The sequence below is a fragment of the Streptomyces sporangiiformans genome (assembly GCF_005768555.2).
Classification (GTDB): domain Bacteria; phylum Actinomycetota; class Actinomycetes; order Streptomycetales; family Streptomycetaceae; genus Streptomyces; species Streptomyces sporangiiformans.
The window spans coordinates 1-13,668 of sequence record NZ_VCHX02000172.1 but is presented as its reverse complement, the minus strand read 5'-3'; the positions used below and the strand labels follow the sequence as shown (position 1 = coordinate 13,668).

At 70.8% G+C, this 13,668-nt stretch carries 14 protein-coding genes; 7 read left to right on the top strand and 7 right to left on the bottom strand.

What is annotated here, in order from left to right:
* Positions 1-66: 66 nt before the first annotated feature.
* Together FGD71_RS29790 and FGD71_RS29785 are read right to left on the bottom strand one after the other, a co-directional pair.
* Positions 67-975: an SDR family oxidoreductase gene (locus FGD71_RS29790; protein ID WP_119103646.1), complete on the bottom strand. Its 909-nt coding sequence runs from the start codon at positions 973-975 to the stop codon at positions 67-69.
* A 1-nt stretch (position 976) separates the two neighbouring features.
* Complete coding sequence (locus FGD71_RS29785) at positions 977-1,711, bottom strand: SDR family oxidoreductase (protein WP_119103645.1); 735 nt, start codon at positions 1,709-1,711, stop codon at positions 977-979.
* 77 nt (positions 1,712-1,788) lie between these two features.
* Here FGD71_RS29785 and FGD71_RS29780 point away from each other — a divergent pair, with 77 nt between their 5' ends.
* The 4 genes from FGD71_RS29780 to FGD71_RS29765 are packed head-to-tail and all read left to right on the top strand — an operon-like array spanning position 1,789 to position 5,304.
* Positions 1,789-2,586: an enoyl-CoA hydratase family protein gene (locus tag FGD71_RS29780; RefSeq protein ID WP_119103644.1), complete on the top strand. Its 798-nt coding sequence runs from the start codon at positions 1,789-1,791 to the stop codon at positions 2,584-2,586.
* Positions 2,583-3,458, top strand: coding sequence for a CoA transferase subunit A (locus FGD71_RS29775; RefSeq protein WP_119103643.1), 876 nt, complete (start codon positions 2,583-2,585; stop codon positions 3,456-3,458). The genes FGD71_RS29780 and FGD71_RS29775 overlap by 4 nt, the downstream gene beginning before the upstream one ends.
* On the top strand, positions 3,455-4,240 hold the full coding sequence (locus FGD71_RS29770; protein WP_119103642.1) for a CoA-transferase subunit beta: 786 nt from the start codon (positions 3,455-3,457) through the stop codon (positions 4,238-4,240). Before FGD71_RS29775 ends, FGD71_RS29770 begins: the two co-directional genes overlap by 4 nt.
* Positions 4,240-5,304 carry an NAD(P)H-dependent flavin oxidoreductase gene (locus FGD71_RS29765; RefSeq protein WP_119103641.1) on the top strand — a complete coding sequence of 355 codons (1,065 nt, stop codon included), beginning with the start codon at positions 4,240-4,242 and terminating at the stop codon, positions 5,302-5,304. Before FGD71_RS29770 ends, FGD71_RS29765 begins: the two co-directional genes overlap by 1 nt.
* Here the strand turns inward: FGD71_RS29765 and FGD71_RS29760 are convergent.
* From FGD71_RS29760 to FGD71_RS29750, 3 genes are all read right to left on the bottom strand, one after another.
* Positions 5,288-6,445 carry an acetyl-CoA C-acetyltransferase gene (locus FGD71_RS29760; RefSeq protein ID WP_119103640.1) on the bottom strand — a complete coding sequence of 386 codons (1,158 nt, stop codon included), beginning with the start codon at positions 6,443-6,445 and terminating at the stop codon, positions 5,288-5,290. The genes FGD71_RS29765 and FGD71_RS29760 overlap by 17 nt on opposite strands.
* A gap of 80 nt (positions 6,446-6,525) precedes the next feature.
* Complete coding sequence (locus FGD71_RS29755) at positions 6,526-7,137, bottom strand: TetR/AcrR family transcriptional regulator (RefSeq protein WP_119103639.1); 612 nt, start codon at positions 7,135-7,137, stop codon at positions 6,526-6,528.
* Between the two features lie 15 nt (positions 7,138-7,152).
* Positions 7,153-7,941: an SDR family oxidoreductase gene (locus FGD71_RS29750; protein WP_119103638.1), complete on the bottom strand. Its 789-nt coding sequence runs from the start codon at positions 7,939-7,941 to the stop codon at positions 7,153-7,155.
* Between the two features lie 61 nt (positions 7,942-8,002).
* On the opposite strand from FGD71_RS29750, the gene FGD71_RS29745 reads away from it, so the two are divergent.
* Both FGD71_RS29745 and FGD71_RS29740 read left to right on the top strand, forming a co-directional pair.
* Entirely contained in the window at positions 8,003-9,148 is a 1,146-nt protein-coding gene (locus tag FGD71_RS29745) for an acyl-CoA dehydrogenase family protein (protein WP_119103637.1), read from the top strand.
* Positions 9,148-10,179 (top strand): acyl-CoA dehydrogenase family protein, encoded by a 1,032-nt coding sequence (locus tag FGD71_RS29740; RefSeq protein WP_119103636.1) that lies wholly within the window; start codon positions 9,148-9,150, stop codon positions 10,177-10,179. The genes FGD71_RS29745 and FGD71_RS29740 overlap by 1 nt, the downstream gene beginning before the upstream one ends.
* Here FGD71_RS29740 and qcrB read toward each other — a convergent pair.
* Together qcrB and FGD71_RS29730 are read right to left on the bottom strand one after the other, a co-directional pair.
* Positions 10,154-11,803, bottom strand: a complete 1,650-nt coding sequence (gene qcrB, locus FGD71_RS29735; RefSeq protein WP_119103635.1) for a cytochrome bc1 complex cytochrome b subunit — start codon at positions 11,801-11,803, stop codon at positions 10,154-10,156. The genes FGD71_RS29740 and qcrB overlap by 26 nt on opposite strands.
* Before the next feature lie 74 nt (positions 11,804-11,877).
* Positions 11,878-12,597 (bottom strand): vWA domain-containing protein, encoded by a 720-nt coding sequence (locus tag FGD71_RS29730; RefSeq protein ID WP_119103634.1) that lies wholly within the window; start codon positions 12,595-12,597, stop codon positions 11,878-11,880.
* A 90-nt stretch (positions 12,598-12,687) separates the two neighbouring features.
* Between FGD71_RS29730 and FGD71_RS29725 the strand changes: the two genes are divergently transcribed.
* On the top strand, positions 12,688-13,590 hold the full coding sequence (locus FGD71_RS29725; protein WP_119103633.1) for a chitosanase: 903 nt from the start codon (positions 12,688-12,690) through the stop codon (positions 13,588-13,590).
* Positions 13,591-13,668: the final 78 nt, after the last annotated feature.

Sequence of the window (13,668 nt, the reverse complement as noted above, 5' to 3'; positions counted from 1 at the left end):
CCGGTGACGTACGGGACGCGCCCGCTACCGCGCCTCGTACGCGCGCCACGGCACCTCGGAGGCGCGCTACCGCGCCCCGTACACCGGCTGGGGCGCCTCCGCGTCCGCGAGCAGTTCGAGGGCGGTGTCCCCGGCCTCGGACGGCGTCCACCGCGCTGCCTTGTCGGCGGTCGGGCCGGGGCGCCAGCCCTCCATGACGGTGATGCGGCCGCCCTCGGCCTCGAAGACCCGGCCGGTGACACCGGTGCTCGCGGCGGAGCCGAGCCAGACGACGAGCGGGGAGACGTTCTCGGGCGCCACCGCGTCGAAGCCGCTGCCGGGCGCCGCCATCGTCTGTGCGAAGGTCCGCTCGGTCATGCGGGTGCGTGCGGCCGGTGCGATGGCGTTGACCTGCACTCCGTAGCGTCCCATTTCGGCGGCGGCCACCAGGGTGAGCCCGACGATGCCCGCCTTGGCCGCGCTGTAGTTGCCCTGCCCGACCGATCCCGCCAGCCCCGCTCCGGAGCTGGTGTTGACGACCCTCGCCCGGGGCGTGCGTCCGGCCTTGGCCTCGGACCGCCAGTGCGCGGCGGCGTGCTTCAGCGGCAGGAAATGCCCCTTCAGGTGGACACGCAGGACGGCGTCCCAGTCGTCCTCGTCGAGGTTCACCAGCATCCGGTCGCGCAGGAACCCGGCGTTGTTGACGAGTGTGTCGAGCCGTCCGAAGGCGTCGATGGCCGTGGCGATCAGTGACTGGGCGCCCTGCGAGGTGGCGATGTCGCCGCCGTGCGCGACGGCTTCGCCGCCCGCCGCGCGGATCTCCTCGGCGACGCGTGCGGCCGGGCTGTCGGGGCCGGGCGAGCCGTCGAGCCCCACCCCCAGGTCGTTGACCACGACGCGCGCGCCCTCCGCCGCGAACGCGAGGGCGTGCGCCCTCCCGAGGCCCCGTCCCGCGCCCGTGACGATCACGACCCGGCCGTCGCAGATTCCGGTCATCTCACTTCTCCTTGTTGACGGTTGCCGCGTCCAGGAAGGCGGGCCGCTCTCCGCCGCCGTGCACGAGCAGGCCTGCCCCGGTGATGTACGCGGCGGCGTCGGACGCGAGGAACAGGGCGGCCGCGCCGATGTCCGAGGGGGCGGCGAGACGTCCGAGCGGGACGGTGCGGGACACGGCCGCGATGCCGTCCTCGTCGCCGTAGTGCAGGTGGGACAGTTCGGTGCGGACCATGCCGACGACCAGCGTGTTGACGCGGACGTCCGGCGCCCACTCCACGGCCATCGACCTGGCCAGGTTCTCCAGCCCCGCCTTGGCCGCACCGTATGCGGCGGTGCCGGGCGAGGGCCGCGTCCCGCTCACACTGCCGATCATCACGACGCAGCCCCGGGCGCGCCTCAGTTGCTCGTACGCCGCCAGGGACGCGGTCAGCGGTGCGGTGAGGTTGAGTTCGATCACGCGCGCGTGCCGCTCGGCGTCCGTCCCCGCGAGTGGCACGTACGGGCCGCCGCCCGCGTTGTTGACCAGGACGTCGACCCGGGGAAGAGCGTCGAAGAAGGCGCGTACGGCCGCCGGGTCCCGCAGGTCGGCCTGCGCGAACTCGACTCCCTCGACCGGCTTTTCGGGCGGTCTGCGCGCACAGACCACCACGTCGTCGCCGGCCTCGGCGAACGCCTGGGCGATCCCGGCGCCCACCCCTCTGGTGCCGCCGGTCACCACCACGAGCCTCTTGTCCACAGGGCCTCCCGCTCGTCGGCATTCGCTGTTACTTTCTCACCTAACAAACGTTTGGTGGAAAGGTAGCTGATGCACCCATGGGTGTCTCCACCTCGTCCCCGGAAAAGGGGATTTCCGTCGTCACGGTCGACTTCCCGCCCGTGAACGCACTACCGGTGCGCGGCTGGTTCGAGCTGGCCGACGCCGTGCGCGCGGCGGGCCGCGACGCCGAGGTCCGCTGTGTCGTGCTGAGCGCCGAGGGCCGGGGGTTCAACGCGGGCGTCGACATCAAGGAGATCCAGCAAGAACAGCGACAGCAGCGGGACCGGCCGGACCAGCGGGGCGCGACGGGCCATGGCGCGCTGATAGGGGCCAACCGCGGCTGCGCGGAGGCGTTCGCGGCGGTGTACGAGTGCGAGGTGCCGGTGGTGGCGGCGGTGCGGGGTTTCTGCCTGGGCGGCGGCATCGGGCTCGTGGGGAACGCGGACGTGATCGTGGCGAGCGACGACGCCACCTTCGGCCTGCCCGAGCTGGACCGGGGCGCCCTGGGCGCGGCCACGCACCTGGCCCGCCTCGTCCCGCAGCACCTGATGCGCGCGCTGTACTACACGTCGCGCACGGCCACGGCGGCCGAGCTGCACGCGCACGGTTCGGTGTGGCGGGTCGTGCCGCGCGCGGATCTTCCGGACGCCGCCCTGGAGTTGGCCCGGGAGATCGCGGCCAAGGACGGGCAGCTGATCCGGCTCGCGAAGGCCGCCATCAACGGCATCGACCCGGTCGACGTGCGCCGCAGCTACCGCTTCGAGCAGGGCTTCACCTTCGAGGCGAACGTCAGCGGGGTGGCCGACCGGGTCCGGGACACGTTCGGAAAGTCCAGGGAGGGGGAGGACCGGTGAGCGACAAGACGATGTCGGCGGAGGAGGTCGTCGGCCGGCTGGAGAGCGGGATGACGATCGGCATCGGAGGCTGGGGCTCCCGCCGCAAACCGATGGCGCTCGTGAGGGCACTGCTCCGTTCCGGGATCACGGATCTCACGGTCGTTTCGTACGGCGGGCCGGACGTCGGCATGCTCGCGGCCGCCGGGAGGATACGGAAGCTGGTCGCCGCGTTCGCGACCCTCGACTCGATCCCGCTCGAACCGCACTACCGCGCGGCGCGCGAGAGCGGGTCCCTCGAGCTGATGGAGATCGACGAGGCGATGTTCATGTGGGGGCTGCACGCCGCGGCGAACCGGCTGCCCTTTCTGCCCGTGCGGGCCGGAATCGGTTCGGACGTGATGCGGGTCAACCCCGGGCTGCGGACGGTCACTTCGCCGTACGAGGACGAGTCGACGGGGGTCCACGAGACCTTCGTCGCCATGCCCGCGCTGCGGATGGACGCCGCGCTGGTCCATGTGAACCGCGCGGACCGGCTGGGCAACGGCCAGTATCTGGGCCCGGATCCGTACTTCGACGACCTGTTCTGCGAGGCGGCCGACACCGCGTACGTCTCCTGCGAGCAGCTCGTCGACACCATCGGCACCGCCGAGCCGGCGAAGGCTGCCGCCGCCCCGCAGACACTGCTGGTCAAGCGGCACAGCGTGACGGGGGTGGTGGAGGCGCCAGGCGGCGCGCACTTCACGTCCTGCGTGCCCGACCACGACCGGGACGAGAGCTTCCAGCGGCTGTACGCGACCACGCCCTGGCCGGAGTTCGCCGAGCGGTTCCTGTACGGGAACGAGAAGGACTACCAGTCGGCTGTTCAGGCCTGGCACGAGGAGCGGCGATGAGTGAGGTGACGCGTGCCCCTCTTCTCCCGCCCACCCGCGCCGAGTACTGCGTGATCGCCTGCGCCGAGGCATGGCGGGGCAATGGTGAGGTGCTCGCCAGCCCCATGGGCGCCGTCCCGTCCGTCGGCGCCCGGCTCGCCCGGCGGACCTTCGCTCCCGACCTGCTCCTCACCGACGGCGAGGCGATGCTGGTGGGCCCGGACGGCACGCCGGAGGGCTGGCTGCCCTACCGGCAGCACCTCACGATGGTCACCGGCGGCCGACGGCACGTGATGATGGGCGCGAGCCAGATCGACCGGTTCGGCAACCAGAACATCTCCTGCATCGGCGACTGGGAGCGGCCCGCGCGACAGCTGCTCGGGGTGCGGGGCGCTCCCGTCAACACCCTGAACAATCCCGTCAGTTACTGGATCCCGAAGCATTCCAGGCGCGTCTTCGTCGAGAAGGTCGACGTGATCAGCGGAGTGGGCTACGACAGCGCGGCGGCGGCCGGTCCCACGGCGACCCGCTACCACCGCATCCCCCGGGTCGTGTCCAACCTGGGCGTCTTCGACTTCGCGACCCCGGGCCGCTCGATGCGGCTCGCCTCGCTGCATCCGGGCGTCACGGTCGAGGAGGTCAGGGAGGCGACGGGCTTCGACCTGACGGTCCCGGACGAGGTCCCCCATACGCGCGAACCGACCCGGGAGGAGCTGGAGCTGATACGCGAGGTGATCGACCCGCGGGGGCTGCGCGACCGTGAGGTGCCGGCCGGCAAAGTCGAGCGTGGGGCCGGCAGCTGATGGAGACAGCGCTCACGAAACTCGTCGGGGTGCGGCATCCGGTCGTCCAGACCGGTATGGGCTGGGTCGCCGGTCCTCGCCTGGTCTCCGCGTCAGCGAACGCGGGTGCCCTGGGTGTCCTGGCCTCCGCGACGATGACCGTGGAGGAGCTGCGGTGTGCCGTCCGGGAGGTCAAGTCCCGTACGGACGCGCCGTTCGGCGTGAACCTTCGGGCGGACGCGGGCGATGCCCGCGACCGGGTGCGGATCATCATCGAGGAGGGCGTGCGGGTCGCCTCGTTCGCGCTCGCGCCCTCCCGCGCCCTGATCGCCGAACTGAAGGACGCGGGTGTCGTCGTCATCCCGTCCGTCGGCGCCCGCCGCCACGCCGAGAAGGTCGCGGCGTGGGGCGCGGACGCGGTGATCGTGCAGGGTGGCGAGGGCGGCGGCCACACGGGCGAGGTGGCGACGACGGTGCTGCTGCCGCAGGTCGTGGACGCGGTCGGGATACCGGTCGTGGCGGCGGGCGGCTTCTTCGACGGCCGGGGCCTGGTGGCGGCCCTCGCGTACGGGGCGGCCGGCGTCGCCATGGGCACACGCTTCCTGCTCACCTCGGACTCCACCGTCCCGGACCCGGTGAAGGCCCAGTACCTGGCGGCGACGGTGAAGGACGTGACGGTGACGACGGCCGTGGACGGCCTGCCTCACCGCATGCTGCGCACGGACCTCGTCGACTCACTCGAGGGGGCTGGCCGCACGAGATCCTTCGCCCGGTCGGTGCGCCGGGCAGCCGCCTTCCGCAAGCTGTCCGGGCTCACCTGGCCCCAGATGATCCGTGACGGCCTCGCCCTGAAGCACGGCAGGGACCTGTCCTGGAGCCAGGCCCTGCTCGCCGCCAACACTCCGATGCTGCTGCGCGCGTCGATGGTCGAGGGGCGTACGGATCTGGGGGTGATGGCGTCGGGACAGGTGGCCGGGGTGATCGAGGACCTGCCGTCGTGCGCGGAGCTGGTGGAGCGTGTGATGACCGAGGCCGAGCGCGTGCTGCACGAGTTGTGCGCGGCCGGCGTCAGAGCCTCTCGATGATCGTCACGTTCGCCTGGCCGCCTCCCTCGCACATCGTCTGCAGGCCGAACCGGCCCTCCGTGCGCTCCAGTTCGTGGAGCAGCGTCGTCATCAGCTTCACGCCCGTGGCGCCGAGGGGGTGGCCGAGGGCGATCGCGCCGCCGTTGACGTTGACCTTCTCCGGGTCCGCGCCGGTCTCCTTCAGCCAGGCCAGGACGACCGGGGCGAAGGCCTCGTTGATCTCGACGAGGTCGATGTCGTCGATGGTCAGGCCGGTCTTCTTGAGGGCGTGCGCGGTGGCCGGGATGGGGGCCGACAGCATGCGGATCGGGTCCTCGCCGCGGACGGAGAGGTGGTGCACGCGCGCGCGGGGCGTCAGCCCGTGCTCGCGGACCGCCCGCTCGGAGGCCAGCAGCATCGCGGCGGCGCCGTCGGAGACCTGGGAGGAGCAGGCGGCGGTGATGGTGCCGCCCTCGACGACCGGCGCCAGTCCGGCCATCTTCTCCAGCGAGGTGTCCCGGCGCGGTCCCTCGTCGGCTGTGACGTCCCCGTATGCCACGACCTCGCGTGCGAAGCGGCCCTCGTCGATCGCCCGGATCGCCCGCTGATGGGACCGCAGAGCGAACTCCTCCTGGTCGCGGCGGCTGATCCCCCACTTCTCGGCGATCAGTTCCGCGCCGTAGAACTGGTTCACGGGCCGGTCGCCGTAGCGCGCCCGCCAGCCCTCGCTGCCAGCGAAGGGCCCTTCCGTGAGGCCCAGCGGCTCGGCGGCCTGGCGGGAGGCGAACGCGATGGGGATCTGCGTCATGTTCTGGACGCCTCCGGCGACGACCAGGTCCTGCGTGCCGGACAGCACGCCCTGCGCGGCGAAGTGCACGGCCTGCTGGGACGAACCGCACTGCCGGTCGACCGTCACGCCCGGCACCTCCTCGGGCAGCCCGGCCGCCAGCCAGCACGTGCGTGCTATGTCGCCGGCCTGCGGCCCCACGGTGTCCAGACAGCCGAAGACGACGTCCTCGACGGCGGCGGGGTCGATCCCGGAGCGCGCGACCAGGGCGCCCAGCACATGCGCGCCCAGGTCGGCCGGATGGACCGCGCTCAGGCCGCCCTTGCGCCGCCCGACGGGCGTACGGACCGCTTCGACGATGTAGGCCTCGGCCATGACAACTCCCCAGTCGGTCTCGTAGATCTGGTCGGTCTCGTCGTGATCGTCGCTCTGGTCGTTCTGGTCGTTCTGGTCGTTCAGGTGCGTACGGCGATTCCGTCCAGCACCATCGACAGGTACTGACGGGCGATCTCCTCGGGGCTGTGCTGTCCGCCCGGCCGGTACCAGGACGCGGCGACCCACACGGTGTCGCGCACGAACCGGTAGGTGAGCCGGATGTCCAGGTCGTCGCGGAAGACCTCGGCGGCCACGCCCCGCTCCAGCGTGCTCAGCCACGCCTTCTCGAACTTGCGCTGCGACTCGGCGAGGAACGCGAAGCGCTCCTGGACGGCCAGGTGGCGGGACTCCTTCTGGTAGATGGCGACGGCCGCGCGATGCCGGTCGATCTCCCGGAAGGACTCGGTGACCAGGGCCTCCAGGGTCTCCCGGGGCCCGAGTTCGGCGTCCAGGACCGTGTCGTACCCGTCCCACAGCTCGTCCAGGAACGTCCGCAGGATCTCCTCCAGCATCGACTCCTTGGAGTCGAAGTGGTAGTAGAGGCTGCCCGCGAGCATGCCCGCGTGGTCGGCGATCTTGCGTACGGTGGTGGCGTTGTAGCCCTGTTCGGCGAAGACCTCGGCGGCGGTGCCGAGGAGCTCACGACGCCGCTCGGGCGTGGCGGTCACCTGGGGCTTCTTCTTGGTAGGCACGGCTCCATTGTCGTCCTAGGCGTGCTGGCTGCTGACGGAGACGATCTCGCCGGTCATGTACGAGGAGTAGCCGGACGCCAGGAACACGATCACGTTGGCCACCTCCCACGGCTCGGCGTACCGCCCGAAGGCCTCGCGGCCGGTGAGCTCCTCCAGCAGTTCGGGGGTGGTCACCTTCACGAGGTGGGGGTGCATGGCGAGGCTGGGTGACACCGCGTTCACCCGGACCCCGTACTCGGCCGCCTCCATGGCCGCGCACCGGGTCAGCGCCATGACGCCCGCCTTCGCCGCGGCGTAGTGCGCCTGGCCGGACTGGGCGCGCCAGCCGACGACCGAGGCGTTGTTGACGATCACTCCTCGGCCGGCCGCCCGCATCGCCCGCAGTGCCGCCCGCGTACACCGGAACGTGCCGTTCAGCGTGACGTCGAGGACCTTCGACCACTGCTCGTCCGTCATGTCCACCAAGGGCGACGTACCGCCCAGTCCGGCGTTGTTGACGACTATGTCCAAGCCGCCGTGCAGCCCTCCGGCCGCGTCGAACAGGGCCCGTACCTGGGCCTCGTCGGTGACGTCGCAGGGCAGCGAGTCGACGGACGAGGCACCGAACTCGGCGGTCAACGCCTCGGCGCTCTCCTTGAGCCGTCGTGCGTGCGCGTCGCTGATCAGTACGCGCGCGCCCTCCTCCAGGAACCGGCGCGCCGTCGCCCCGCCGATCCCCGCGCCAGCGGCGGCCGTGATGACGGCGGTCCGCCCCTTCAGCAGGCCATGACCGGATACGTAAGCCGGACCCTCGACGGCTGTCATACCGCCACGCTAACCTACCAAACACTTGTTAGGGAAGGGCTACCGTTAAGGACCGCCGCCGATGGATCTCGCCTTCACACCGGACGAGGACGCCTTCCGGAGCGAGGCCCGGGCCTGGCTCGACAGCCATGTGCCGGCCACTGCTCTCCCCTCCCTCGAGACCGAGGAGGGCTTCGCCGCACACCGCGCGTGGGAGGCCGAACTGGCCGCGGACCGCTGGTCGGTGGTGTCCTGGCCGACCGCGTACGGCGGGCGGGACGCCGGCATCCTCAAGTGGCTTATCTTCGAGGAGGAGTACTACGCGGCGGGCGCGCCCGGCCGCGTCAGCCAGAACGGCATCAACCTCCTCGCGCCGACCCTCTTCGACCACGGCACCGAGGAGCAGCGCGCCCGGATCCTGCCGTCCATGACGTCCGGCGAGGTCGTCTGGGCGCAGGCGTGGTCCGAGCCGGAGGCCGGCTCGGACCTGGCCTCCCTCAGGTCCAGGGCGGCGCGCACGGACGGCGGTTGGCGCTTGAGCGGCCAGAAGACGTGGTCGTCGCGGGCCGCGTTCGCCGACCGCGCGTTCGGCCTGTTCCGCAGCGAGCCCGACACCCCGAAGCCCCACCAGGGGCTCACCTACGTGATGTTCGACCTGCGCGCGCCGGGCGTCACCGTCCGCCCCATCGGCCGTCTCGACGGGAAACCGGCCTTCGCCGAGCTCTTCCTGGACGAGGTGTTCGTGCCGGACGAGGACGTGATCGGCGGGGTCGGCGAGGGCTGGCGGGTCGCGATGGCGACGGCGGGCAACGAACGCGGGCTGACGCTGCGCTCCCCCGGCCGTTTCCTGGCCTCCGCCGCCCGCCTGCTCGACCTGTGGCGCACGCACGGCGACCCGTCCGACACGGCACTGCGCGACCGCGTGGCCGACGCGCTGATCGGCGCCCGCGCCTACCAGCTCTTCACGTACGCGGGCGCGTCCCGCTTCCTCGAAGGCGAACGCATCGGCCCGGAGTCCAGCATGAACAAGGTCTTCTGGTCGGAGTACGACATCGCCCTCCACGAGACGGCACTCGACCTGCTGGGCGCGGAGGGCGAGTTGGCCGGCACCGACTGGTGCGAGGGCTACGTTTTCTCGCTCGCGGGCCCCATCTACGCGGGGACGAACGAGATCCAGCGCGACATCATCGCCGAGCGCCTCCTCGGTCTGCCGAAGGGACGCCGCTGATGCGTTTCCTCCTGGACGACGAACAGCGCGCCTTCGCCCGCTCGCTGAACGCCCTGCTGACGGCCGCGGACACGCCGTCGGTCATCCGGTCCTGGGCCGCAGGCGACCACTCGCCGGGGCGTGCGCTGTGGTCCCGTATCGCCGATGCGGGGGTCTTCGCGCTCGCGGTACCCGAAGCGTACGACGGGGTCGGACCGCTGCCCGTCGAACTGACCGTCGCCTTCGTGGAGTTGGGGCGGCACGCGGTGCCGGGGCCACTGGTGGAGACGGTCGCGGCGGCCTCGCTGCTCACCGACCCGGGGCCGGCGAAGCGGCTGCTTCCGGGGCTGGCCTCGGGAGAGACGATCGCCACGGTGGCCTTACCCGGGCCGGACGAGCGGGCCCTGGACGGGGACGCGGCGACGGTCCGCCTCACCGTCGGGGGCGACGCACTGCGGCTCGCCCCCGGGCACGGCCCTGTGTGTGCGTCCATCGACCCGGCCCGGCGCCTCACCGCGCTGGACCGGGGCGGTGAGCTGCTCGCCTCCGGCCCTCATGTCGTCGCGGCCGCCGAGGAGGCCCTCACCCGGGCGCGCCTCGCCACCGCCGCCCAAGCTCTGGGCACAGGTCTCGCGCTGCTCGACAAGACGGTCGCGTACGTCAGACAGCGCGCGCAATTCGGCGTGCCCATAGGCTCGTTCCAGGCGGTCAAGCATCAACTGGCCGATGCGAAGAAGGCGTTGGAGTTCGCGCGCCCGCTGCTCTTCGGCGCCGCGCTGTCCCTGCGCCCGGCCGATGTCGCCGCGGCCAAGGTCGCGGCGTGCGAGGCGGCGTACGCCACCGCGCGCACGGCACTGCAGCTGCACGGCGCGATCGGCTACACCGCCGAGTACGACCTCTCGCTCTGGCTCACCAAGGCCCGTGCGCTGCGCACCGCCTGGGGCACCCCGCACGTATGCCGGGCCCTGGTGCTCTGCGGGACCGGCGGGCTCGGCGGCGGGCTCGGCGGTGAGCCGGGCGGCGGGCTCAGTGGTGGTGCTCGCCGCTCGTGAGCTCGCGGTGGTACTCCTCGGGGGTCGGTTTGGGGATGTACGTCTGCGGCCCGAACATGGCGCGGGCCAGCCGGGCGCGCAACCGCTGGGCGGGCTTGGCCTTGCGGGCGACACCGTTCGCGTCGACGAGTGGGCCCACCTCGTAGGGCGGGAGCTGTTCGTGCTGGGTGAGGGTGAAACGCTGGGACTGCGAGAGCTGTTCGTGCACCTCGATGTACTCGCCGTGCGGCAGCCGTTTGATGGTGCCGGACTCCCTGCCGTGGAGCACCTTGTCCCGGTCGCGGTGTTGCAGTCCCATACAGATGCGTTTGGTGACGATGAAGGTGAGGACCGGCACGACGAAGAAGGCGACCCGTACGAACCAGGTGATCGAGTTGATCGACAGGTGCAGATGCGTGGCCACGATGTCGTTGCCGCCGCCGATCAGCAGCACCCCGTACAGACTCAGCCAGGCCGCGCCGAGACCGGTGCGCGTCGGGACGTTGCGCGGCCGGTCCAGGACGTGGTGTTCCCGCTTGTCCCCGGTGATCCACGCCTCGATGAACGGATACACGCCGATCGCGAGCATGATCAGCGGGAAGAGGGAGAAGGGGATGAAGACACCCAGCTCCAGGGTGTGGCCGAAGGCGTTGATCTCCCATCCCGGCATCACCCGGATCAGCCCCTCGGAGAAGCCGAGGTACCAGTCGGGCTGGGCGCCCGTGCCGACCAGGTCGGGGCGGTAGGGGCCGATGGCCCAGACGGGGTTGATGGTCGCGATGGCCCCCATCACCGACAGCACGCCGAAGACCAGGAAGAAGAAGCCGCCGGCCTTGGCCATGTAGACCGGGAGGAAGGGCATGCCGACCACGGACTTCTGGTTGTGTCCGGGCCCCGGGTACTGCGTGTGCTTGTGGTAGAAGATCAGGATCAGATGGACCACCACCAGGCCGAGCATGATCCCGGGCAGCAGCAGGATGTGGATCGGGTACAGCCGCGAGATGATGTCGTGCCCCGGGAACTCTCCCCCGAAGAGGAAGAAGGAGAGGTACGTCCCCACGACCGGTACGGAGAGGATCGCGCCCTGCGCGAAGCGGATGCCGGTGCCGGAGAGCAGGTCGTCGGGGAGCGAGTAGCCGGTCAGCCCGGTGATGATCCCGAGGAACAGGAGCGTCCAGCCGAACAGCCAGTTCAGCTCGCGCGGCTTGCGGAACGCGCCGGTGAAGAACACCCGCATCATGTGGATGAGCATGCCGGCGACGAACACGACCGCCGCCCAGTGGTGGATCTGCCGGATGAGGAGACCGCCGCGCACATCGAAGCTGATCTCGAGCGTGGACTCGAACGCCCTGGTCATCACGATGCCGTTCAGCGGCTCGTACGAACCGTTGTAGACGACCTCGGCCATGCTCGGCTCGAAGAACAGCGTGAGGTAGACACCCGTGAGGATCAGGATGATGAAGGTGTAGAGGCAGATCTCACCCAGCATGAAGGACGGGTGGTCCGGGAACACCTTGCGCATCTGGGACTTGGCCAGTGCGTAGATCCCGAGCCGTCCGTCGGCCCAGTCGGCCAGCCGCTCGCCCTTGCCCGTCTGTGCCGGCCGCCCGCCCGTACCCTGCCGGTCCGCCGATCGCGCGTCCATACGCCGCCTCTCACCTCGGGTCACCTCAGAGTGACACGACGATCACACAAAGCCAACGGGGCGCGCGCCGCTGGTCAGCGGACGATGCCCAGGCTCCGTGCCGCCGAGAGCCACTGGGGGAATTCGGACACAAGGCGGTCGTACAGATCGCTGTCGGAGACCTGCCGCGGGTCCGAACCGGCGTGGAAGAAACCGGCGTTGTCGAGGGGCCGCTTCGCGGGCACGGCGAGTTCGTCGAGCTTGCGGAGGAAGTCGAACTGTTTGCTGGTCGCGTCGCCGAAGCCGATGAACTGCCAGAACAGCGGGAGCCTGGCCGCCTTGCACAGGTAGCGCTCGGCGGCGAGTTTGTTGATCGGGCCGCCGTCGGTCTGGAAGACCACCAGGGCCGGAGCTTTCGAGCCGCTGTCCAGGTAGTGGTCGATGACCGCGTCCATGGCCAGGTGGTAGCTGGTCTTGCCCATGTGGCCGAGGCCCGCGACGATCCGCTCGATACGGCCCTGATGGTTGTCCAGGGCGATGTCCGTCACCGCGTCGATGTCCGTCGAGAAGAACACGACCGGTACGGTCCCGTCGTCGTCGAAGTGCGCCGACAGGCCCAACACCCGGTCGGCGAGCGCCTGCACGCTGCCGTCCTTGTAGTACGGCTTCATCGAACCCGAGTAGTCGACGACGAGATAGACGGCCGCCCGCTGTCCGCTCAGCCCGTGCTTGTCCAGCGAGACACCGGCGCTCTTGTAGAGGGACACCAGCGCGGGTGCGGTCTCCTCCACCTTGCTCAGGCTGATGCCGGCCATCGGTGCTCCTTACGGTCATGGGCTGCCCGGTGAGCCTAGCCGGGGGTACCTCCCTGCCCCTGGCGAAGTCGGGAACGTACTCTGAGCGCCATGAGACGTGGTGGTTGCCTGCTGTTCGCCGTTGTGCCCGTCGTCGCGACGGCGGCGGTCTACTTCTTCACGCCCGGGCAGTCGGAGTCGGAGGACACCGGCAGGGGGCCGTCCGCCTCGCAGCAGGCCCGACAGGACGCCAAGGCGAAGGCCGAGGACACGGCCGACGACGAGCTGATCGCGGATCTGCCGCCCGGTCTCGCGGCGCCGGACAAGAAGGAGCTGGCCCAGAAGCTCGTGGCGAGCGCGGAGAACTCCACGCTGGACTGGCGCGCCCAGTACGGCTACATCGAGGACATCGGCGACGGCCAGGGCTACACCGCGGGCATCATCGGCTTCTGCACCGGCACGCACGACCTCCTCGTCCTCGTCGAGCGCTACACGAAGGCCCACCCGGACAACGGCCTGGCCCGCTACCTTCCCGCCCTGCGCAAGGTCGACGGCACGGACTCACACGAGGGGCTCGACCCGGGCTTCACGGCCGCCTGGAAGGCGGAGGCGAAGGTGGCGGCCTTCCGCCGGGCCCAGGACACGGAACGCGACCGCGTCTACTTCGACCCGGCGGTCCGCCTCGCCAAGCTCGACGGACTGGGCACGCTCGGGCAGTTCATCTACTACGACGCGATGGTCCTGCACGGCCCCGGCACCGGGCCCAGGGGCTTCTACGGGCTGCGCGAGCGCGCCGTGTCCGAGGCCGACACCCCGGCGCAGGGCGGCAAGGAGAAGGCGTACCTCGACATCTTCCTGGACGTCCGCCGCAAGGCCATGAAGTCCAAGGACTCCCATCGCGACACGACCCGCATCGACACGGCTCAGCGGCGGTTCCTGTACGACGGGAACCTGAGCCTGGACGCTCCGCTGCAGTGGGCGGTCTATGGAGAAACGTTCCGGGTGCCCAAGTAACCGGTGCGGGTCCAGGGTTTTCGCCCCCGCCGCCCCTACCCGTCCCATCCTTCTGGGGCTCCGCCCCAGACCCCGTCC

Bases quoted from the DNA above. Each gene is read 5' to 3' on its own strand.
- FGD71_RS29745 (WP_119103637.1), top strand. From the start codon at position 8,003: ATGGATCTCGCCTTCACACCGGACGAGGACGCCTTCCGGAGCGAGGCC.
- FGD71_RS29780 (WP_119103644.1), top strand. From the start codon at position 1,789: ATGGGTGTCTCCACCTCGTCCCCGGAAAAGGGGATTTCCGTCGTCACG.
- FGD71_RS29760 (WP_119103640.1), bottom strand. From the start codon at position 6,445: ATGGCCGAGGCCTACATCGTCGAAGCGGTCCGTACGCCCGTCGGGCGG.
- FGD71_RS29740 (WP_119103636.1), top strand. From the start codon at position 9,148: ATGCGTTTCCTCCTGGACGACGAACAGCGCGCCTTCGCCCGCTCGCTG.
- FGD71_RS29765 (WP_119103641.1), top strand. From the start codon at position 4,240: ATGGAGACAGCGCTCACGAAACTCGTCGGGGTGCGGCATCCGGTCGTC.
- FGD71_RS29750 (WP_119103638.1), bottom strand. From the start codon at position 7,941: ATGACAGCCGTCGAGGGTCCGGCTTACGTATCCGGTCATGGCCTGCTG.
- FGD71_RS29790 (WP_119103646.1), bottom strand. From the start codon at position 975: ATGACCGGAATCTGCGACGGCCGGGTCGTGATCGTCACGGGCGCGGGA.
- FGD71_RS29770 (WP_119103642.1), top strand. From the start codon at position 3,455: ATGAGTGAGGTGACGCGTGCCCCTCTTCTCCCGCCCACCCGCGCCGAG.
- FGD71_RS29730 (WP_119103634.1), bottom strand. From the start codon at position 12,597: ATGGCCGGCATCAGCCTGAGCAAGGTGGAGGAGACCGCACCCGCGCTG.
- FGD71_RS29725 (WP_119103633.1), top strand. From the start codon at position 12,688: ATGAGACGTGGTGGTTGCCTGCTGTTCGCCGTTGTGCCCGTCGTCGCG.
- qcrB (WP_119103635.1), bottom strand. From the start codon at position 11,803: ATGGACGCGCGATCGGCGGACCGGCAGGGTACGGGCGGGCGGCCGGCA.